Source organism: Kitasatospora sp. CB01950 (genome assembly GCF_001905465.1).
Lineage (GTDB): Bacteria > Actinomycetota > Actinomycetes > Streptomycetales > Streptomycetaceae > Kitasatospora.
Map to the genome: position 1 here is coordinate 528,390 of NZ_LISX01000003.1, position 19,533 is coordinate 547,922.

20 protein-coding genes are annotated in these 19,533 nt (G+C 75.2%); 13 read left to right on the plus strand and 7 right to left on the minus strand.

Features of this window, described 5'->3' with window-relative positions:
* Positions 1-70: 70 nt before the first annotated feature.
* Positions 71-868, minus strand: a complete 798-nt coding sequence (locus AMK19_RS10820; protein ID WP_443134999.1) for a COG4705 family protein — start codon at positions 866-868, stop codon at positions 71-73.
* Positions 869-1,022: 154 nt separating this feature from the next.
* Here AMK19_RS10820 and AMK19_RS10825 point away from each other — a divergent pair, with 154 nt between their 5' ends.
* The 10 genes from AMK19_RS10825 to AMK19_RS10870 all read left to right on the plus strand — a co-directional run bounded on the left by AMK19_RS10825 (position 1,023) and on the right by AMK19_RS10870 (position 9,671).
* Positions 1,023-1,700, plus strand: a complete 678-nt coding sequence (locus AMK19_RS10825; protein ID WP_073810446.1) for a response regulator transcription factor — start codon at positions 1,023-1,025, stop codon at positions 1,698-1,700.
* Complete coding sequence (locus tag AMK19_RS10830) at positions 1,693-3,162, plus strand: HAMP domain-containing sensor histidine kinase (RefSeq protein ID WP_241844335.1); 1,470 nt, start codon at positions 1,693-1,695, stop codon at positions 3,160-3,162. Before AMK19_RS10825 ends, AMK19_RS10830 begins: the two co-directional genes overlap by 8 nt.
* A gap of 176 nt (positions 3,163-3,338) precedes the next feature.
* Positions 3,339-4,163, plus strand: coding sequence for a hypothetical protein (locus AMK19_RS10835; RefSeq protein ID WP_073810448.1), 825 nt, complete (start codon positions 3,339-3,341; stop codon positions 4,161-4,163).
* A gap of 138 nt (positions 4,164-4,301) precedes the next feature.
* Positions 4,302-4,925 carry a sigma-70 family RNA polymerase sigma factor gene (locus AMK19_RS10840; protein WP_083646646.1) on the plus strand — a complete coding sequence of 208 codons (624 nt, stop codon included), beginning with the start codon at positions 4,302-4,304 and terminating at the stop codon, positions 4,923-4,925.
* 144 nt (positions 4,926-5,069) lie between these two features.
* Complete coding sequence (locus tag AMK19_RS10845) at positions 5,070-5,480, plus strand: hypothetical protein (RefSeq protein WP_083646647.1); 411 nt, start codon at positions 5,070-5,072, stop codon at positions 5,478-5,480.
* A 231-nt stretch (positions 5,481-5,711) separates the two neighbouring features.
* A complete protein-coding gene (locus AMK19_RS10850) occupies positions 5,712-5,963 on the plus strand; it encodes a heavy-metal-associated domain-containing protein (protein ID WP_073810450.1) in 252 nt (83 codons plus the stop codon).
* A gap of 209 nt (positions 5,964-6,172) precedes the next feature.
* Entirely contained in the window at positions 6,173-7,228 is a 1,056-nt protein-coding gene (locus AMK19_RS10855) for an ABC transporter substrate-binding protein (protein ID WP_073810453.1), read from the plus strand.
* Entirely contained in the window at positions 7,228-8,280 is a 1,053-nt protein-coding gene (locus AMK19_RS10860; protein WP_073810455.1) for a FecCD family ABC transporter permease, read from the plus strand. The genes AMK19_RS10855 and AMK19_RS10860 overlap by 1 nt, the downstream gene beginning before the upstream one ends.
* A complete protein-coding gene (locus AMK19_RS10865; RefSeq protein ID WP_073810457.1) occupies positions 8,277-9,053 on the plus strand; it encodes an ABC transporter ATP-binding protein in 777 nt (258 codons plus the stop codon). Before AMK19_RS10860 ends, AMK19_RS10865 begins: the two co-directional genes overlap by 4 nt.
* A 129-nt stretch (positions 9,054-9,182) precedes the next feature.
* Positions 9,183-9,671, plus strand: coding sequence for a DUF2231 domain-containing protein (locus AMK19_RS10870; RefSeq protein ID WP_073810459.1), 489 nt, complete (start codon positions 9,183-9,185; stop codon positions 9,669-9,671).
* Positions 9,672-9,678: 7 nt separating this feature from the next.
* On the opposite strand, the gene AMK19_RS35925 is transcribed toward AMK19_RS10870, so the two are convergent.
* From AMK19_RS35925 to AMK19_RS10895, 5 genes are read right to left on the minus strand one after another with little or no spacing between them, the layout of a single operon-like run.
* Positions 9,679-10,680 (minus strand): ABC transporter ATP-binding protein, encoded by a 1,002-nt coding sequence (locus tag AMK19_RS35925; protein WP_073810461.1) that lies wholly within the window; start codon positions 10,678-10,680, stop codon positions 9,679-9,681.
* Positions 10,677-11,699: an ABC transporter ATP-binding protein gene (locus tag AMK19_RS10880; RefSeq protein WP_073810463.1), complete on the minus strand. Its 1,023-nt coding sequence runs from the start codon at positions 11,697-11,699 to the stop codon at positions 10,677-10,679. Before AMK19_RS10880 ends, AMK19_RS35925 begins: the two co-directional genes overlap by 4 nt.
* Positions 11,696-12,556, minus strand: a complete 861-nt coding sequence (locus AMK19_RS10885) for an ABC transporter permease (protein WP_073810465.1) — start codon at positions 12,554-12,556, stop codon at positions 11,696-11,698. Before AMK19_RS10885 ends, AMK19_RS10880 begins: the two co-directional genes overlap by 4 nt.
* The gene (locus AMK19_RS10890) at positions 12,543-13,502 is read right to left on the minus strand and encodes an ABC transporter permease (RefSeq protein WP_073810467.1); all 960 of its coding nucleotides are present in this window, start codon (positions 13,500-13,502) and stop codon (positions 12,543-12,545) included. Before AMK19_RS10890 ends, AMK19_RS10885 begins: the two co-directional genes overlap by 14 nt.
* The gene (locus AMK19_RS10895; protein WP_073810469.1) at positions 13,499-15,046 is read right to left on the minus strand and encodes an ABC transporter substrate-binding protein; all 1,548 of its coding nucleotides are present in this window, start codon (positions 15,044-15,046) and stop codon (positions 13,499-13,501) included. Before AMK19_RS10895 ends, AMK19_RS10890 begins: the two co-directional genes overlap by 4 nt.
* 256 nt (positions 15,047-15,302) lie before the next feature.
* On the opposite strand from AMK19_RS10895, the gene AMK19_RS35145 reads away from it, so the two are divergent.
* Positions 15,303-15,929: a TetR family transcriptional regulator gene (locus AMK19_RS35145; RefSeq protein WP_073810471.1), complete on the plus strand. Its 627-nt coding sequence runs from the start codon at positions 15,303-15,305 to the stop codon at positions 15,927-15,929.
* Positions 15,930-15,931: 2 nt separating this feature from the next.
* Here the strand turns inward: AMK19_RS35145 and AMK19_RS10905 are convergent, their stop codons facing one another.
* Positions 15,932-16,759, minus strand: a complete 828-nt coding sequence (locus tag AMK19_RS10905) for a GntR family transcriptional regulator (protein ID WP_073810473.1) — start codon at positions 16,757-16,759, stop codon at positions 15,932-15,934.
* Positions 16,760-16,972: 213 nt separating this feature from the next.
* Between AMK19_RS10905 and AMK19_RS10910 the strand changes: the two genes are divergently transcribed.
* Positions 16,973-17,722, plus strand: coding sequence for a tyrosine-protein phosphatase (locus AMK19_RS10910; RefSeq protein ID WP_073810475.1), 750 nt, complete (start codon positions 16,973-16,975; stop codon positions 17,720-17,722).
* Entirely contained in the window at positions 17,722-19,515 is a 1,794-nt protein-coding gene (locus AMK19_RS10915) for a glycoside hydrolase family 3 protein (protein WP_073810477.1), read from the plus strand. Before AMK19_RS10910 ends, AMK19_RS10915 begins: the two co-directional genes overlap by 1 nt.
* Positions 19,516-19,533: the final 18 nt, after the last annotated feature.

The window sequence follows — 19,533 nt, forward strand, 5'->3', positions numbered from 1 at the left end:
CCGCCCGGCCGGTGCCCGTCGTCCGGAACGGCGGACGCGGGCACCGGCCGGGCCCGGGGGTGACGGACCGTCAGCCGCGCCTGCGCTCGCCGGCCGCCAGGGCGAGGACTGCCAGCACGATCAGCCCGGCCAGCACCAGGCTCACCGGGCCGGTGCCCAGATCCAGGCCGCCGCGCTCCCGGCCGACGCCGGCCCAGTCCGCGAAGCACGCGCCGAGCGGCCGGGTCAGCACGTACGCCCACCAGAACGCCAGGACCGGCGGCAGCCGCAGCAGCCGGTGGCCGAGCGCGGGCACCGCGATCAGGGCGGCGAACAGCAGACCCGACGGCAGGTACCCCCAGCCGAGGGTGGCCGCCGTCAGGTCGCCGACGGCCGTGCCCAGGGCGAAGGTCGCCATCACCGCCGCCCAGTAGAAGACCTCCCGGCGCCCGCCGCGCACCGTCTCCACCGCGAGCGTCCCCTCCGTGCGGTGCCACACCCGGAACACCGCCGCCAGCGCCAGCGTGAACGCCCCGGCCGACACGGCGTACGGCACGCCCAGCGCCACGTGCGCCACGTCGGCCGCCATCGTGCCGAACACGCTGACCATCACCACGGCCGCCCAGTACACGGCGGGCCGGTAGCGGCCCGCCCGGGCCTGCGCGAACAGCGCCGCCGCGAGCAGCACCATCGCACCCGCCACCGCCGGGACCGGGCCGAGCGTGCGCGCCAGGTAGTCGGAGGTGGTCTCGCCCATCCCGGTGGTCAGCACCTTCACCACCCAGAAGCCGGCCGTCACCTGCGGCACCTTGCTCCACAGCTGCGCGGAGCGCGGCCCGCCCAACGGTCCGCCCAGCGGCTCGGTCCCGGTCGTCGTCGTGGCGCCCACAGCGGCGGCACCCCTCTCTGTCGGCAGCGGCACGGCACACGCAGCCGGTCGGCGGCGCGGCCGGTCAGCAGCATGGCCGGGCCGAGCTGAAGGGTTGCTGAAGACCTGAAGACCCCTTCAGCTTCGCACCCGGCGGACCTGCGAGGCTGGGGGCATGCGCGTACTGGTGGTGGAGGACGAACAGCGGCTCGCCCTGGCGATCAAGCACGGCCTGGAGGTCGAGGGCTTCGACGTCGAGATCGTCCACGACGGCCTGACCGGCCTGGCCCGGGCGACCGAACACTCCTACGACGTGATCATCCTCGACATCATGCTGCCAGGCCTGAACGGCTACCGGGTCTGCGCGCGGCTGCGGGCCGCCGGCAGCGACGCCGGAATCCTGATGCTGACCGCCAAGGACGGCGAGTGGGACGAGGCCGAGGCGCTCGACACCGGCGCCGACGACTACCTGTCGAAGCCGTTCTCGTTCGTCGTCCTGGTCGCCCGCCTGCGCGCCCTCGCCCGCCGGATCGGCAGCCGCGCCCCGCAGCGCACCGTCCTCGGCGACCTGGTCGTCGACTCCGCCGCCCGCACCTGCACCCGGGCCGGCACCGCCGTCGCCCTGACACCCCGCGAGTTCGCGCTGCTCGACCACCTCGCCCGGCGGCCCGGCGACGCCGTCTCCAAGCGGGAGATCCTCGAACAGGTCTGGGACAGCGGACCGGACAGCGACCCCAACACCGTCGAGGTGCACATCAGCGCGCTGCGCCGGAAGATCGACGCCCCGTTCGGCCGGGCCGCCGTGCAGACCGTGCGCGGCGCGGGCTACCGGCTGGCGGCCGACGGTGGCTGACGGGCGGCCGACGGTGGCCGGCCGGCGTCCGGTGCGGCGGATCGGGCGTCCGGTCGGGCGGATCGCCGCCCGGCTCGCGCCGCGCACCGTCCGCACCCGCACCACGCTCGCCGCCTGCGTCGGTGTCGCCCTCGTGATGGCCGTCGCCTCCGCCGCCGTGCTGCTGGTCCTGCGGGTCAACCTGGAGCACACCGTCGAGGCCGAGGCCCGCGAACAGGCCCGCGCCGTCGCCCGGCTCGCCGAGGACGGCCGGCTGCCCGCGCAGGTGACGCTCGGCCAGGGCACCGACTTCGTCCAGGTCACCGACGCCGCCGGCCGGGTCCTCGCCGCCAGCCCCAACCTGGCCGGCCGGCCCGCGCTGCCCGGCACCGGCGACCGGACCGACAGCACCACCAGTACCGCCAGTACCGACAGCACCGCCAGTACTGACAGCACCGACCTGGCCGCCTGGGGACTCCAACACCGCCAGCGCGTCACCACCGTCACCGCCGGGACGCCCGCCGGCCCCGTCACCGTCCGGGTCGGGGCCTCGCTGCACACCGCCGACACCGCCGAGGACCTCACCACCGCCGGACTCGCCGCGCTCAGCGCCGTCCTCGTCGCCACCGTCGGCCTGCTCACCTGGCGGGCCACCGGCCGCGCCCTGCGGCCCGTCGAGGCGATCCGCGCCGAAGTCGCCGCGATCGGCGAAGGCGGTCTGCAACGCCGCGTCCCCGCACCCCGCGGCGACGACGAGATCGCCGACCTCGCCCGCACCATGAACGCCATGCTCGACCGCCTGGAGGCCGCCGGCACCCGCCAGCGCCGCTTCATCGCCGACGCCTCGCACGAACTGCGCAGCCCACTGGCCGTGCTGCGCACCCAACTGGAGGTCGCCCACACCCACCCCGACCCCGCCGTCCGCGCCGACCTGGTGGCCGGTGCGCTCCAGGACACCGACCGGCTCCAGGCCCTGGCCGCCGACCTGCTGCTGCTCGCCCGCCTCGACACCACCGGCGGACCCGGCCCGGCCGGGCCCGTCGACCTCGCCGCGCTCCTGCGCGACACCGTCGCCGGCCGCGGCCCGCAACCGCACCCCGTCGAACTCGACGCCCCCGACGGCACGTTCACCGTCGACGGCAACCCGCTGTGGCTCGGCCGCCTGCTCACCAACCTCCTCGACAACGCGCAACGGCACGCCACCGCCCGGATCTCCGTCCGGCTGCGGAGCGACGCCGCCACCGGCGAGGCCGTCGTGGACGTCACCGACGACGGCCCCGGCATCCCGCCCGCCGACCGCGACCGGGTCTTCGAACGCTTCACCCGCCTCGACGACGCCCGCAGCCGCAACGACGGCGGCGCCGGCCTCGGCCTGTCGATCGCCCGTGACATCGCCACCCTGCACGGCGGCACCCTCCGCATCGAGGACACCGCCGTCGGTGCCGCGTTCCGCATCCGGCTGCCGGCCGCTCTCTCGTCGTGAGGCCGTGAAGCCGTCCGGCAGGGCTTCCGGCAGGGCTTCTGCGTACCAGTGGTCGTCCGGCGGGGCCGTCGGGTTCCCGGGTGGCGGGTGTGACGCTCGTCATGCCCGGCCGGCGGGTGGAAAGGGACGGGAGGGAGGCATACGGCGGGTGTTAAGGGTGTGATGATGGGCCCGTCATGGAGTCAGGGCGCGCAGTACGGGCAGGCCGGGCCGCGGTGTTCGCGGCCGGGTGCGTGCTGCTCGCTGCCGTCGCGCACGTCCTGATGTCCGGCCGCTCCGTCGGCACTCCCGTACTGGCCGGCGCGCTCGGCGGCGCGGCCCTGCTCGGCTGGTTCACCGCCCGGCGGGAACGCGGGCCGCTGCTGGTGACCGCGCTGACCGTCGGCGTCCAGGCCGCGCTGCACGCGCTGTTCTCGCTCGGCCAGGCCGCGACGGCCGCCACCGCCGCATCCGCCACCGCCGGGCTCGCCACCGACGGGCTCGCCGCCCGGTGGGCCCGGCTGCTGCTGTGCAACGCCGGGCCGCTGACCGACGAACAGGCCGCCCGGCTGGTCGAAGCGGCCGGCCTCGACCCGGGGACCGTCCCCGGCGACGGGCTGACCGTGGTGCTCGCCGACCAGCCCGCGACAGCGGCGATGCACGGGATGCACACGATGGCCGGCATGGCCGGGATGCCGGGGATGCCCGGGACGGCGCACCACGGGATGGCGATGACGTCCGGGCAGCACGGCGGCACCGGCATGCTCGCCGCCCACCTGCTGGCCGCGCTGCTGCTCGGCCTGTGGCTGGCGGCCGGCGAACGCGCCGTGCACGGGCTGGCCCGCACCGTCGCCGCCCGCCTGTTCGCGCCCGTCCTGCTGCTGCTCGACGCTGTCCGGCCCGCCCGGCCGCCGCTGCGCCGGCGCCGGCCCCGCCGTACGGCCCGCCGACCCCGGTCGCGGCTGCTCGTCCACTCCCTCGCCACGCGGGGACCGCCGGTGGTGGCCGCCGTCACCTGCTGACGGCCCGTCATATCCGGGGACGCCTCCCTGCTCGCCGCCGCCACGCCCGCCGGGCGCGGACGGCGCCGTCCGCGCGCCCCCGGCCGGCCTCGCGGCCCGACCCGGCCGCATCCGTCTCCCGAGCAAGGACACCCGGAGATGCTCACTGCCCTGCCCGCGCCACGCTCCGTCACCGCGCGGACACGCGTCGACGACCCCACCGTCACCGCCTGGGCGCTGGCCGCCCGGGCCGGCGACCCCGCCGCCGTCGAACGGTTCGTGCGTGCCACCCGCCCCGACGTCCGCCGGTTCGTCACCCACCTCAGCGGCGAACCCCAGGCCGCCGACGACCTCACCCAGGAGACCTACCTGCGGGCCCTGCGCAGCCTGCCGCGCTTCGAGGGCCGCTCCTCGGCCCGGACCTGGCTGCTGTCGATCGCCCGCCGGACCGTCGTCGACCGCTTCCGCTTCGCCGCCCGCCGGCCCCGGCTGCTCGACACCGACGACTGGCAGAGCGCCGCCGAACAGGTCCAGCGCCACCACCTGCCCGGCTTCGACGAGGGCATCGCGCTCGGCGAACTGCTCGACGCGCTGCCCGCCGAACGCCGCGACGCCTTCGTGCTGACCGCGCTGCTCGGTCTGCCCTACGAGGAGGTCGCCGAACTGACGGGCTGCCCGGTCGGCACCGTCCGCTCCCGGGTCAACCGGGCCCGCGCCGTGCTGATCCGCAAGCTCGCCGACGCGGAAGCGGCGGACCGCCCGCTGGCCGGCTGCGCGGCCTGAGCGGGCCCGGGCAGGGGCGCCGGGCCGGGCGGTCCGGCGCCCCTGTTCTGCCTTTTCGCGTTGTCGGAGCCATGGCCGAACGATCTTGGTCGCTGCTACTGTGCCTGCGGTAAATCCGAACAGGCTTGTCCGACAAGGAGATTCATGGGTATCCGACAGCGGGCGACGGCCCTCGCGCTCAGCGTCCTGGGCATGGCCGCGGGCATGGTCACCGTCGCCGCACCGGCCGAAGCGGCCTCCACTCCGAGCGGTGCGTGCGGCAGCGGCTACTACCTGATCGACCAGCACGCCCTCGGCTCGGTCGCCGACATCTACCTGTTCTACAACGGCTCGTCGAACTGCGCCGTCACCTGGGTCCGGAGCCCGAACGGCACCCGGACGTACGACCTCCGGGTCCAGATCGAGCGCAAGAGCGACCTGGTGGTCGCGCCCGACGGCGGCTTCTACAAGTACTACGCCGGCCCGGTGAAGATCGGCGCCGCGAACACCTGCATCTCCTGGGGCGGCTCCGCGGAGGGCATCCGCTGGGCCTCCGGCTGGACGCACTGCGGCTGACCCGACACACGACCCCGGCCGGGCAGGGCTGCCCGGCCGGGGTTCGCCATGTCCGGGGCTCGGCCTGCCCGGGGGCCCGGGGTTCGGCCTGCCCGGGGCGGGGTCGGTCGGGCGGGGCGTGCGGTTCCCGGGTCCATCCGAAGGGGGCATTCGGCCGCGTGTCCTGGTGTGCGCGGCCCCGGGGTGCGGTGTCGTGGGGGCACATCGTCGATCACACCCCTGGGAGCACGCATGTCCAACACCGCCGGCACCACCGTCACCGCCGCCACTGCCGTCACCGCCGTCTTCGCCGTCGAGGGAATGAGCTGCGGCCACTGCGAACGGACCGTCAGCACCGGACTCTCCGCACTGCCCGGCATCACCTCCGTCACCGCCGACGCCAAGGCCGGACGCGTCACCGTCACCGCCGCCGGGGACGTCGACGAACACCGGGTCCGCACGGCCGTCGACGAGGCCGGGTTCACCCTCACCGGACGGATCTGACCGCCGGAAAGCGGAACCCGGAAGACCGCGGGAACCCGGGCCCGGTCCGCCACGACTGCTGACATGTGACCGCAACCCGCGCCCCGGGCCCGCCCGCCGCACCGGCACCCCACGTGCGTGCGGCGGGCCGTCGGGCGAGTGGCGTGGGCCCGGTCACCGGTGAGCCCCACCTCCCCACCACCCGTGTCGAGATTCAGGAGAGTTGGCCCATGCGAACACGCGTCCTGTGCGGTCTGGCCGCCGGCGTGTCCCTGTTGGTGTCCGGTTGTGCGAGCGGCGGCGACGGGCCCGGGAGGTCGGTGACGGCGGTGACGGCGGCCGGGTTCCCGGTGAAGGTGATGGACTGTCAGCGGCGGGCGACGAGCTTCGACGCCGCGCCCGGGCGGATCGTCACCAGCAACGCGGCGGCGTTGGAGATGCTGCTCGAACTGGGGGCCGGCGATCGGGTGATCGGTACCGGATTCCCGCCCGGGGCAGGGCAGTTGCCCGCCGAGGTGGCCGAGCAGGGAACGGCGATACCGGTGCTCGGGGAGACCGTGATCGCCAAGGAGAAGCTGCTCGGGTCCGGCGCGGACCTGTACATCGACAGTTTCGCCGCCATGGCCGGTGCGGGCGGCACCGGCGGGCCGCCGAGCGAGCAGGAGTTCGCCGCCGCCGGCATCAAGCACATGTACCTGCTGTCCACCGCCTGCGCGAAGAACGAGCAGACCGACCTCGCCGAGGTCCAGCAGGACATCAAGCGCCTCGGCGCCGTCACCGGCACCCTCCCCGCCGCCGACCGGTTGGTCGCCGCCATGGACAGCAAGCTCGCCGAGGTCGCCGTCGGGCTCGGCCGGCTGCCCGAGGCGCAGCGGCCCGGCTACTTCTTCTTCGACTACGACGCCGGCGCCAAGCAGCCGACCGCCGTCTGCCGCAAGCAGATCGCCAACGCGATCATCACCCTCGCCGGGGCGCGCAACGTCTTCGCCGACTGCGACGCCGACTTCAAGCAGGTCGGCTGGGAGGACGTGATCGCCAAGAACCCGGACTGGATCCAGCTCGGCGTCCGCAGCCGGGGCAGCGCGGACGCCGACCGCAAGGCGTTCGACGAGGCCGAGCAGTTCCTGCGCACCAACCCGGCGACCCGGAACCTCGCCGCCGTCCAGCAGGGCCGGTTCGTGCGGATCGGCTCCGAGGCGACCACCACCGCCGGCGTCCGCAACGCCGACACCGTGCAGCAGATCGCCCGAACCGTCCACCCGGAGCTGGTCGGGGGCGGTCGGTGATGGCGGTCCTGACGGCCGGAGGCATACGAACCCGCCGTACCCGGGCGGGAGTTCTGACGGCGGCGCTGCTGCTCGCGTTGGGGGTCGCGCTCACCCTCGCGGTCTGCCTCGGCAGTGTCGACGTCCCGGCGCGCGAGGTGTGGAGCATCGTCGGCCGCCACCTGACGGGCGGCGGGGCGGGGAGCACCCATGACCTGATCGTCTGGCAGCTGCGCGTCCCGCGCGCCCTGCTCGCCGCGCTGGTCGGGGCCGGACTCGGGCTGGTCGGCACCGCCGTCCAGGCGCTGGTGCGCAACCCGCTCGCCGACCCGTACCTGCTCGGCGTCTCCTCGGGGGCCTCGCTCGGCGCGCTCGGGGCGATCGTGCTGGGCATCGGCGTCGGCGGGGCGCTCGGGCTGACCGTCTCCGCGGCCGCGTTCGGCGGGGCGCTGGGGTCGTTCGCTCTGGTGTGGCTGGTCGCCCGGCGCGGCGGCGGGTTCTCCCCGCTGCGGCTGGTGCTGTCGGGCATCGCCGTCGGCCAGTTCCTCGGCGGGCTGTGCAGCTACCTGGTGCTGCAGACCGGCGACGAACAGCAGACCCGCGGCGTGCTGTTCTGGCTGATGGGCAGCCTCGGCGGTGCGACCTGGAGCCAACTCGCCGTCCCGGCCGCCGCGGTGGCGCTCGGCGGGATCGCCCTGCAGGCCCGCGCCCGGGCGCTGAACGCGCTCGTCCTCGGCGACGAGACCGCCGCCGGCCTCGGCCTCGACCCCGACCGGCTGCGACGCGAACTCTTCGTCGCCACCAGCCTGTTGACGGGCGTGCTGGTCGCCGTGTCGGGGGCGATCGGCTTCGTCGGGCTGCTGGTGCCGCACCTGTGCCGGCTGCTCGTCGGCGGCGACCACCGGCGGCTGCTGCCGCTGTCCGCGCTCACCGGCGCCGTGCTGCTGATCGCCGTCGACACCGTCGCCCGCACCGCGCTCGACGCCCAGGAGGTGCCGATCGGCGTGGTCACCGCGCTGCTCGGCGCGCCCGTCCTGCTGTTCCTGCTCGACCGACGCCAGGAGAACCGGTGAGACTCGCCCTCGACGATCTGCACGTCGCCCTCGCCGGGCGGGACGTGGTGGCGGGTGTCCACCTGGTCGCCGAGGCCGGGGAGATCGCCGGCCTGATCGGGCCCAACGGCAGCGGCAAGTCCACCCTGCTGCGCGCCGTCTACCGGCACCTCGCGCCGAAGGCCGGCCGGGTCCTGCTCGACGACCGCGACCTGACCGCCCTGCCCCGCGCCGCGGCCGCCCGCCACCTTGCGGCACTGCCCCAGGAACGCGGCGAGGCCTTCGAGTTGACGGTCCGTCAGATGGTGGCGCTGGGACGGATTCCGCACCAGCGGGCGTTCGCCGCCGACAGCGCCGAGGACCGGGCGCAGACCGCGAGCGCCCTCGACCGGGTCGGCATGGCCGGGCACGCCGGGCGCCGCTTCGCGGAACTCTCCGGCGGCGAGCGCCAACGCGTTCTGCTGGCCCGGGCGCTCGCCCAGCAGCCCGATGTCCTGGTGCTGGACGAACCCACCAACCACCTCGACATCCGGCACCAGGTCGAACTGCTCGCCCTGCTGCGCGCCCAACGCGCCACCACCCTGGTCGCACTGCACGACCTGAACGCCGCCGCGTCCGTCTGCGACCGCCTGCACGTGCTGGCCGGCGGCGTCCTGGTCGCCTCCGGGCCGCCGCGCGAGGTGCTCACCCCGGAGCTGCTCGCCGAGGTGTTCGGCGTGCGGGCCGCCGTCACGGCGCACCCGCTCACCGGCGATCCGCTGATCGCCTTCGACCACCGGGCACCGGCGGCGTGAACGCCGGGCCGTTCACGGGGAACTGACGTTCATGGGGAATTGAGAGGTTGGGCTGCCACTATGGTGCGCGCCCGGCAGCCTCCCGCTCCGGGAGGCTGCCGGGCCCGCCGGCCGGAAGGAGCTGCACCGGTGAACACGATCAACGGCCTGCCCACGCACATACTGCTGGTTCATCTGGTGGTGGTGTTCGTCCCGCTGACCGCACTCGCGCTGATCGTGTGCGCGCTCAGCCCGGCCGTCGCCCGCCGCGCGGGCCTGCTGCTGCCGGTACTCGCCTTCGTCACACTGGCCACCGTTCCGCTGACCAGTCACTTCGGCGAATGGCTCGAAGGCAAGGTCGGGTCCAACGAACTGGTGCGCCGGCACGCCGAACTCGGCGACGGCCTGCTGCCCTGGGCGGGCGGACTGTTCCTGCTCGCCGTCGCCGTCTGGTGGTTCACCCGCACCGCCAACACCCGCCGGATCTCCACCGCCGTGCGGATCGGCGCCGGCGTGCTGTGCGCCGTGGTCGCCGTCGGCGCGGTCGTCGACGTGTACCGGATCGGCGACTCCGGGGCGAAGGCCGCCTGGCAGGACGCCCTGACCGGCGGCAGCACCGAGGGCGGCGACGGGCACTGAGCCGGGCTCAGGCGGCGTCCGGCCGGACGGGGAGCAGCGGCCGGTGGCAGGCGACGGCGTGGCCCGGGCCGACCGGGCGGGCGGCGGGCGTCTCGGCGGCGCAGCGCTCGTCGGCCAGCGGGCAGCGGGTGCGGAACCGGCAGCCCGACGGCGGGTCGAGCGGCGAGGGCGGGTCGGCCGGAAGCAGACCGGTGTCGCCCAGCGGGCGGCCCGGTTCGGGCACCGCGGCCAGCAGCGCGGCCGTGTACGGGTGCGCGGGCGCGGCCAGCACCGCCTCCGTGGGGCCGCGTTCGCACAGCCGGCCGAGCTGGAGCACCGCGATGTCGTCGCTCACGGCCCGCACCACGCCCAGGTCGTGGGTGATGAACAGGCTCGCCAGGCCGCGTTCCTCGGTCAGCCGGCGCAGCAGGTTGAGCACGGTGGCCTGGGCGGAGACGTCGAGCGCAGAGACCGCCTCGTCGGCGATCAGCACCCGCGGCTCGGCGGCCAGTGCGCGGGCGACGGCCACCCGTTGGGCCTGTCCGCCGGAGAGCTGGTCGGGCCTGCGGTCGCCGAACAGTTCCGGGGCCAGCCCGACGGCGGTCAACTGCTCGTCGACGACGGCGCGTCGGTCGCGTCCGCGCAGCAGGCCCGGGTGGGCGTCGAGGGGTTCGGCGACCAGGCCGCGGACGGTGCGGCGCGGGTTGAGCGAGGACATCGGGTCCTGCGGCACCATCTGCAACCTCGGCCGCAGCGACCGCAGTTGACGGTTCGTCAGGGACGCCAGGTCGGTTCCGTCCAGGGTGACGGCGCCGGCCGTGGGCGCGGGCAGCCGCAGCAGGGCCTTGGCGATGCTGCTCTTCCCGGAGCCGGACTCGCCGACCAGGGCCAGGGTGCGCCGCTCGTGCAGGACCAGGTCGATGCCGCTGACGGCGTGCAGCGGGCCGGAGCGGGTGCGGTGGACGACCTCCAGGCCGGTCGCCCGCAGGACGGCGGGGGAGGGGGCGGTCTCGACGGGCGTGGCGCTCACGGGGTGCGCTCCAGGGAGGTCGGCGAGGCCGGGGCGGCCTCGGCGGTGAGCGGGAAGTGGCAGGACGCGGTGTGCGCCGGCCCGGCCGCACGGACGGGCGGGGCGACGGTGGCGCAGACGGACCCGGCGCGGTCGCAGCGCGGCGCGAACGGGCAGCCTTCGACGGGCCGGGACAGGTCCGGGGGCGAGCCGGGAATGGCCGGCAACTCCCGGCGCAGCGGGCCGGTGACGCGGGGCACCGAGCGCAGCAGCGCGGCCGTGTAGGGGTGGGCGGGGCGCTCGGTGACCTCCTCGGTGGGGCCGGTCTCGACCACCCGGCCGCCGTACATGACGGCGATCCGGCGGGCCCGCCCGTACAGCAGGCCGATGTCGTGGGTGATCAGCAGGGTGGCCAGGCCGCGGGTGGCGCGGTGGCGGTCCAACAGGTCGAGCACGGTGCGTTGGACGGTGACGTCCAGGGCGGTGGTGGGCTCGTCGGCGAGCAGCAGAACGGGGTCGCCGGCCAGCGCGGCGGCGATGCCGACGCGCTGGCGCAGGCCGCCGGAGAGCTCGTGCGGATAGCCGCGGGCCCGGCGGGCCGGGTCGGGGACGTCGACGGCGGCGAGCAGTGCGGCGGCGGTGCGCAGGCGTTCGCGACGCGGCATCCGGCGGCGGTTGGTGAGGGACTCGGTGACCTGGTCGGCGATCCGCACCACCGGGTTGAGCGAGGTCATCGGGTCCTGGTGGACCATGGCGATGCCGGTGCCGAGCAGTTCGGCGCGGCGGGCGGGGGCGGCGGTGAGCAGGTCCTCGCCGTTCAGCAGCACCTGCCCGGTGGACTCGGCGCGGACGGTGCGGGCGTGCACGCCGAGCACCGTCCGGGCGAGCACGGACTTGCCGGAGCCGGACTCGCCGACCACGCCGAGGCACTCCCCGGCGTCGATGTGCAGGTCGACGTCGTGCAGGATGTGCAGCCGCCGGCCGTCGGGCGCGTGGATCGCCGTGTTCAATGAGCGGACGTCCAGGACCGGGGTGGTCATCGGTTCACCGTTGCCTTCCGGGAGGGCGAACGCAGGTGCTCGCCGAGGTAGTTGAGGGCGAGGACGGTCAGGCACAGCACGGCGGCCGGGGCCAGCGAGATCCACGGCGCGCTGCCCAGGGTGGTGCGGCCCTCGGCGATGATCCCGCCCCAGGACGGCTGCGGCGGGCGCAGCCCGAAGCCGAGGAAGCTGAGCGAGCCCTCGGCGACGATGGCGACGGTGGTCGCGGTGAACGCGAAGGTCAGCGCGGCGGGCGCGACGTGCGGCACCACCTCGCGGCGCAGGATTCGCAGCGGCGCGGTGCCGATCATCCGGGCGGCCTGCACGAAGCCGCGCTCGCCGAGCGCCAGGACCACGGCCCGCACCACCCGGGTGAACGCCGGGACGGTGAACAGGCCGATCAGGGCGCCGATCACGGTCAGGCTCGGGCCGCGCAGCGACACCGCGATCATCACCAGGATCAGCGTGGGCACGGACATCAGCAGATCGGTGGCGAACCCGATGGCCTTGTCCACCGGGCCGCGGAACCAGCCCGCGGCCAGGCCCAGCACCCCGCCGCCCAGCAGACCGACCGCGACGGTCAGTCCGGCGACGGCGAACGAGGCGCGGGCCCCGGCGACGGTGCGCTGCAGCACGTCCCGACCGCCGGCGTCGGTGCCGAGCCAGTGCCCCGGCCCGGGCGGCGCGGACGGCGCGGAGAAGTCGCCGTGCAGCGGGTCGAACCCGGGCAGCAGCGGCAGCAGCAGCGCCGCGAGCAGCACGACGGCCAGCCAGGTGACCGCGGCGAGCACACCCGCCGGCGGGCGGCGGCGGGCGGTGCGCGCCGGGCGGGCAGCGGTGGTCTCAACGGTGGCCATGGGCGATCCTCGGGTCGAGCGTGCGGTACAGCAGGTCCACCGCGAGCGTGGCGAGCACCACGCCGACGGCGCTGACCACCATCACCGCCTGGATGACGGGGAAGTCGCGGCCGTTGATGGCGCCGGAGGCGAGCGTGCCGACCCCCGGCACCGCGAACAGCGACTCCACCAGGACCGAGCCGCCCAGCGAGGTGCCGATCCCGATCCCGATCAGGGTGACCAGCGGCAGCGAGGAGGGCCGCAGGGCCCGGCGCAGCAGCAGCCTCGCGGCGCCCATGCCGCGGCTCCGGGCGGCGGCGACGTGGGTCTGGTCGAGGGTGTCCAGCAGTTGCCCGCGCAGGGTTCGGGTGAACACGGCGGCCTCCGGCAGGCCCAGGGTGAGCGCGGGCAGCAGCAGGTGGCGCAGGTTCTCCACCGGGTCCTCGGTGAACGGCACCCAGCCGGTGGCGGGCAGCAGCCGCAGCTGCACGGCGGTGAGCCAGATCAGCAGCAGGCCGAGCACGAAACCGGGCACCGCCAGCCAGAGGAACGCCCCGGCGGTGGCGATCCGGTCGACCACGCCGCCCGGCCGCCACGCCGACACCAGCGCGACCGGCACCGCGACGGCGAGCGCCACCAGCTGGGCGGCGACGAACAGTTCGAGCGTGACGGGGATGCGGTTCGCGAGCTCGGTGGTGACGGCCGCGCCGTTGGCGAGCGAGTGCCCGAGGTCGCCGTGCAGCGCCGCGCCGATCCAGTCGAAGGTGGCGGCCAGCACGTTGCGGTCCAGGCCGAGCCCGGCCTCGAACGCGGTGATCTGCTCCGGCGTCGCGGTGACGCCGAGCGCGGCGACGGCCGGCGAGCCGGGCATCAGGTGGGGCAGTGCGAGCGCGGTGACGGCGACCAGCAGCAGTACGGCCGCCGCCCGTCCGGCCCGCGCGGCGAAGCCGAGGAAGGGCGACGTCACCGCTTCACCCACAGGGCGGCCGGGGAGAGGTTGACGACGCTGCGCTTCGACAGGTCGGGCAGGCCGCCGACCTTCGCGGAGGCGGCGAAACCGGCCTGGTTCTCGGTGAGGAACAGCATCGGGGCCTCCTCGACGATCACCTTGGACGCCTCGTTGTAGGCGGCGGTCCGCCCGGCCGGGTCCAGGGCGGCGCGGCCCTCGGCGATCGCCCGGTCGACCGCCGGGTCGTGCCAGCCGGTGAAGTTGTACGGCGCGTCGGACGGGAAGAGGCTGTTCAGCGCGGTGTCGGTGTCGCCGAACATGCTGGTGACGAAGTCCATCACCTGGAACTGGCGCTGCATCAGGGCGGTCCCGGTGGCCGCCGGGTCCAGCGGCTTGATGGTCATCCTGATGCCGGCCTCGCCGAGCATCTGCTGGATCACGGTGGCCCGCTGCCGGCCCTCGGGGCGGCTGTCGGACAGGAACTCGAACGACAGGTCCGGGTGGCCGGCCTCGGCGAGCAGGGCGCGGGCCTTGGCGACGTCCCGGGCCGGGTAGGCGCTCGCGGCGCGGTACGCGGAGGCCGAGCCGATCGGGCCGTCGGACACCCTGCCCTGCCCCAGGTAGGCGATCTTCTCCACGCTGTCGCGGTCGATCGCGTACTGCACGGCCTGCCGCACCCGCGGGTCGTCGAACGGCGCGACCTTCGTGTTGAACAGGATCGTCGAGGTGGAGCTGGGGCCGGTGGCGGTGCGCAGCCCGTCCCCGGCGGCCTGCTTGAGCTGCGCGGGCGTCTCCACCCAGGCCACGTCCGCGTCGCCGGAACGCAGCGACTGGTACCGGGTGTCGGAGTCCGGCAGCACCCGGTAGACCACCGTGTCGGCATGCGCCCTGGCGCCCCAGTACGAGGGGTTGCGGGTGACGGTCACCGACACGCCGGGCTGCACGCTCTCCACCGTGTACGGGCCGGAGCCGATCGCCGGGGCGTCGCCGACTGGGGCCTCGGAGACGTAGCCGAGCGAGCGGGTGAACAGCGCGGGGAAGGCCGCGTTCGGCGACTTCAGGGTGAAGGCGACCTCGGTGGGGCCGTTCACCGCCATCGCGCCGATGGTCGCGGCGTCCACCGCGCAGCCGCACTTGGCCTCGGGCCTGGCCAGCCGCGTCACGTGGTCGACCACGGCCTGCCCGTTCAGCGGCTTGCCGTCGCTGAACGTCACGCCCTCGCGCAGCGTCAGCGTCCAGACGGTGGCGTCGGAGTTGGGCGTGAACGACGTGGCCAGGTAGGGCTTCACGGCGCCGTTGTCGTCGTTGACCATCAGCGGGTCGTACAGCGCGTTGGCCAGGATCATGACGGGCATCTGGGTCAGCGTGCCGTCCGCCGGGTCGAGCCTGGCGAACGGCCGGTCCAGGCCGACCTTGAGGGTGCCGCCGTCCACCGCCGGCCCGTCACCGCCCCGGTCTGCGACGCCCGACACGGCGTCGTCGGACGCCGAGCACGCGCTCGCGCCGAGTGCGACGACGGTGGCGAAGACCGCCGCCGAAAGAGCCTGCCTGTGCCGCTTCATGGGGGTTCCTCGGGTTCCTCGGAAGGGGGAAGGACCGCCGGTCGTGGGGCCGGCGGGGCGGTGCCGCAGCGCCGCGACAGCCACACTCCAGAAGTGGCAGTACTGCCAAAAGGCAGAAGTGCAAATTCCACATGGCCAGTTGACGACGGTTCGGAACGTGCCTTGAGCCGCCCCTGCCACGCGTGGTTCTGTACACCCGACGACAACCAGGACGCCCGGCGGCAAACACCGGGCGGCGACCAGGAGCAGGAGACGCATGCAGCCGCAGGGGGACGCAGCCGGCGCCACGGCAGAGGCGGGTCTGCGCGACCGCAAGAAGGCGCGCACCCGCCAGGCGATCCGCGCCGCCGGCCTCGACCTGTACGAGGAACAGGGCTTCGAACGCACCACCGTCGACCAGATCTGCCGCCGCGCGGACATCGCCCACCGCACGTTCTTCCGGTACTACGCCAGCAAGGAATCACTGCTGTTCGGCCTGGACTTCGGCGAGCGCATCCTCGACGAGTTCGCCGCCGCGCCCGCCGAACTCGACCTCTGGGACGCCTTCCTGCACGCGGTGTCCCGCACCGACGGCACGCTGGAGGAACCCACCGAGCACACCGCCCGCCGACGCGCCCTGCGCCGGCGGTTCATGGGCATCCGCACCGTGCACGACCACGCGGTGCAACTCGTCGACAAGCTGGTCCAGCGCACCGTGGAGACCGCCGCCGCCCGGCTCGGCGCCGACCTCGACCAGGACCTGCGGCCGCACGCGCTCGGCGCGGTGCTCGGCGCGATGACCCGCCGTCGCGTCCTGCACGGGGTGGAGGAGGACGGGCCGATGGACGCCTGGTGGGAGGCCTTCCGCCGGTTGATGCCGCCGCCGGGCGACCCGCGGCGGTGACCTCAGCGGCCGGCGTCGGGCTCGGCGTCGTGCTCGCGGTCGTGTCCGGCGTCGGGCTCGGCGTCGTGCTCGCGGTAGCGCAGGACGAAGCGGGCGCTGCGGCCGTCGATCCGCCGCCGTACGTACAGCGCCGCCATGCCCTCCGGCGTGCAGCTGACGCCCTCGCGGACCAGCAGCGGCGCGCCGACCGGGACGCCGAGCAGCTCGGCGTCCGCCAGGTCCGCGCCGATCGCGCCGAACGCCCGCCAGTCGTACTCCAGTTGGATGCCGCCGGCCCGGGCCAGGTCCTGCACCAGGTTGCCGGCCCGGCCCGGGCGCACCAGCTCGGCGGGCAGCGGCCCGAACGGCACCCAGTAGCTGCTCACCGCGCCCGCCCGCCCGTCCAGCCGGGTCACGGTGTCCACCCGGAACAGCGCCGCGAGCGGCCGGCCCAGCTGCCGTGCCGCCTCCCGGTCCTCCGTCGAACCCGTCACCTTCGGCGCGGCCACCACGAACTCCCCGGCGGCGCCCGGCTGTTCGCCGTCACCGGGCAGGGCCAGGCTGGTGCTGCCGACATCGACGCGCTGGCTGCGCGGATCCACGTCGATCGACACCCGCGCGGCCGGCCCGCGCACGAAGGTGCCCACCCCCCGCCGGATCTCCACCGCCGCCGCCCGCTCCAGCTCCGCCACGGCCTGGCGGACCGTCAGCCGGTTCACCCCGAACTCGGCGCTCAACTCCGGCTCGCTGGGCAGCCGGGCGCCCGCCGGGTACGTCCCGGAGTCGATGCGCTCCTGGAGCCGGTGCGCGAGCGTGCGGTACAGCGGCGTGCCGCTTCGGTCTGCTGCCACGTCGCAGATCCTACGGAGCGCCGACCCGGCGGCGGGCGTTGGCCGGACGTTCACCCGGCCGCCGCTTGCGCGGAGGCCGCCGCAGCAGGTAGACATCTAGACATCTAGATGTCGTGTTCGAGCGTGCGGCCTCCCGCACCCCCCGACATCCCGCCCGGACCGCCCCCGCGTCCGGCCCCTTCGCACCGCGCACCACCTCCGAGAGGACCCCGCATGTCCCTGGTCAACTTCCGCGACCCGGCGGCCCAGGCCGACCCCGAGACCGCCAGGCTGCGCCCCGGCGTCCTGTACCGCTCCGCCCAGCCGTTCCCCGCCGCCGACGCCGCCACCGTCGAGCAGCTGCGCACCGCCGGCATCCGCACCGTCGTCGACCTGCGCGGCGACTCCGAGCGCACCCCCGAGGACTGGACGGCCGTCACGGCCGCCGGCATCGACGTCGTCGAGGCCTCGATCGACCCCACCTCGCCCGAACTCGAAGCGCGGATGGCCACCATGACCACCGCCGCCGACCTCGGCGCCTTCTACGTGTCGATGGCCGAGGGCGCGCCCGCCGGGGTCGCCGCCGCCGTCCTGGCCGCCACCCGCCCCGGCGGCGTGCTGCTGCACTGCGCCGCCGGAAAGGACCGCACCGGCTTCGTCACCGCCCTGCTGCTCGACCTGCTCGGCGTGCCCGCCGACCGCATCGTCGAGGACTACGCCCGCACCGGCGACGCCCTTGAGCAGATCTGGGCCGGACTCGCCGAGCGCCACCGCGAAGCCCTCAACGACGTCGAACGCGGCACGCTGACCGTGCCCGCCCCGCTGCTGGAGGCCCCCGCAGGCGCGATGGCCGCCTTCCTCGACACCGTCCACGCCCGGTACGGCGGCGCCCGCGGCTTCCTGCTGGAACTCGGCACCGCCCCCGAGACCCTGGACGCCTTCCTCGCCAAGGCCGCCCCCGCCGCCGCCGGGGCGGTGCTCTGATGCCGACCGCGTACCTGCGCCACACGGACGGCACGCCGTTCCGCGACCTCAACCACAACGGCACCATGGAGCCCTACGAGGACCCGCGGCTGCCCGTCGAGGAACGCGTCGAGGACCTGCTCGGCCGGATGACGCTCCCCGAGAAGGCCGCCCTGATGTGCCACGGCCGGATGGTCACCGGCTCCGACCCGCGGATGCCGATCCCGCTGCCCACCGGGGCCGAACTGATCGCCTCCCGCGGCGTCACCCACTTCGCGATGATGGCCGTGCCCGACCCCCGCGCGATGGCCGGGTGGAACAACCACGTCCAGGACCTCGCCGCGGCCGCCCGGCTCGGCATCCCCGTCACCCTGTCCTCCGACCCGCGGCACGGCTTCGCGTCCAACCCCGCCACCGCCCACGCCGGCGGCGGCTTCAGCGCCGGACCCGAGCCGATCGGCCTGGCCGCCACCGACGACGAGGCGCTGGTCGAGGAGTACGCCCGGCTGATCGGCCGCGAGCTGCGCGCCGTCGGCATCCGGGTCGCCATCCACCCGATGGCCGACCTCGCCACCGAGCCGCGCTGGGCCCGGATCAGCGGCACCTTCGGCGAGGACCCGCAGCGCGCCGCCCGGATGATCACCGCCTACATCCGCGGCCTGCAGGGCGACACGCTCGGCAGGGACAGCGTCGCCTGCATGACCAAGCACTTCCCGGGCGGCGGCCCGCAGCACCGGGGCGAGGACTCGCACTTCGCCGCCGGCCGCCGACTGGTCTACCCCGGCGGCGCGTTCGAGCAGCACCTGATCCCGTTCGAGGCGGCGTTCGCGGCCGGCACCGCGCAGATCATGCCCGCCTACGCGATCCCCTCCGGCAGCGGACTCGCCGAGGTCGGCGCGAACTTCAACCGGGACGTCATCACCGGCCTGCTGCGCGAGAAGTACGGCTTCGACGGCGTGATCTGCACCGACTTCAACGCGATCACCGGCATGGAGGTCCCCGGCCTCGCCACCCTCCCGCCGCGCCACTGGGGCGTGGAGGAACTCTCCGTCGCCGAACAGGTGGTGCTGACCGTCGACGCCGGGGCCGACCAGCTCGGCGGCGAGACCGACCCCGAACTGGTCCTCGCCGCCGTCCGCTCCGGCGCCGTGGCCGAGGAACGCATCGACGCCTCCGCGCGACGCATCCTGCGCGACAAGTTCCGCCTCGGCCTGTTCGACGACCCGTACGTCGACCCCGACGCCGCCGCGGCGCTGGTCGGCACGCCCGAGGGCCGCGAGCTGGGCCGCACCGTCCAGCGGCGTGCGCTGGTACAGGTCGCCGGGCAGCCGGTGGCCGGACGGCGGCTGTACGTGGAGGGCGTCGACCCGGCCGTCGCCGCCCGCTACGGCACCGTCGTGCCGCGCCCCGACGCCGCCGACGCCGCCGTGGTCCGCCTCCAGGCGCCGTACGAGCAGCGCGAAGGCATGTTGGAGCGGTACTTCCACAGCGGCTCGCTGGACTTCCCGCCGGACGAGGTGCGGCGGCTGCGCGCGCTGGCGGACACCGTGCCCACCGCGTTCGCCGTCCACCTGGACCGGCCCGCCGTGCTCACCCCGCTCGCCGAGCGGGCCGCGCTGCTGATCGGCGACTTCGGCGCCGAGCACGACGTGCTGCTCGACGCGGCCCTGGGCCGGGCCGGAATGCCGGGCATCCTGCCCTTCGACCTGCCCTCGTCGACGGCCGCCGTGGAAGCCGCCCGCGAGGACGTGCCGTTCGACACCGCCGACCCGCTGTACCGCTGCGGCCACCCGCACGCGACCCGGCCCGCCTGACGGGCCGTCGGGCGGGCC

Bases quoted from the DNA above. Each gene is read 5' to 3' on its own strand.
- AMK19_RS10850 (WP_073810450.1), top strand. From the start codon at position 5,712: ATGTCCAACACCGCCGGCACCACCGTCACCGCCGCCACTGCCGTCACC.
- AMK19_RS10860 (WP_073810455.1), top strand. From the start codon at position 7,228: ATGGCGGTCCTGACGGCCGGAGGCATACGAACCCGCCGTACCCGGGCG.
- AMK19_RS10840 (WP_083646646.1), top strand. From the start codon at position 4,302: ATGCTCACTGCCCTGCCCGCGCCACGCTCCGTCACCGCGCGGACACGC.
- AMK19_RS10915 (WP_073810477.1), top strand. From the start codon at position 17,722: ATGCCGACCGCGTACCTGCGCCACACGGACGGCACGCCGTTCCGCGAC.
- AMK19_RS10855 (WP_073810453.1), top strand. From the start codon at position 6,173: ATGCGAACACGCGTCCTGTGCGGTCTGGCCGCCGGCGTGTCCCTGTTG.
- AMK19_RS10895 (WP_073810469.1), bottom strand. From the start codon at position 15,046: ATGAAGCGGCACAGGCAGGCTCTTTCGGCGGCGGTCTTCGCCACCGTC.
- AMK19_RS10885 (WP_073810465.1), bottom strand. From the start codon at position 12,556: ATGGCCACCGTTGAGACCACCGCTGCCCGCCCGGCGCGCACCGCCCGC.
- AMK19_RS10835 (WP_073810448.1), top strand. From the start codon at position 3,339: ATGGAGTCAGGGCGCGCAGTACGGGCAGGCCGGGCCGCGGTGTTCGCG.
- AMK19_RS35145 (WP_073810471.1), top strand. From the start codon at position 15,303: ATGCAGCCGCAGGGGGACGCAGCCGGCGCCACGGCAGAGGCGGGTCTG.
- AMK19_RS10910 (WP_073810475.1), top strand. From the start codon at position 16,973: ATGTCCCTGGTCAACTTCCGCGACCCGGCGGCCCAGGCCGACCCCGAG.
- AMK19_RS10845 (WP_083646647.1), top strand. From the start codon at position 5,070: ATGGGTATCCGACAGCGGGCGACGGCCCTCGCGCTCAGCGTCCTGGGC.
- AMK19_RS10825 (WP_073810446.1), top strand. From the start codon at position 1,023: ATGCGCGTACTGGTGGTGGAGGACGAACAGCGGCTCGCCCTGGCGATC.
- AMK19_RS10880 (WP_073810463.1), bottom strand. From the start codon at position 11,699: ATGACCACCCCGGTCCTGGACGTCCGCTCATTGAACACGGCGATCCAC.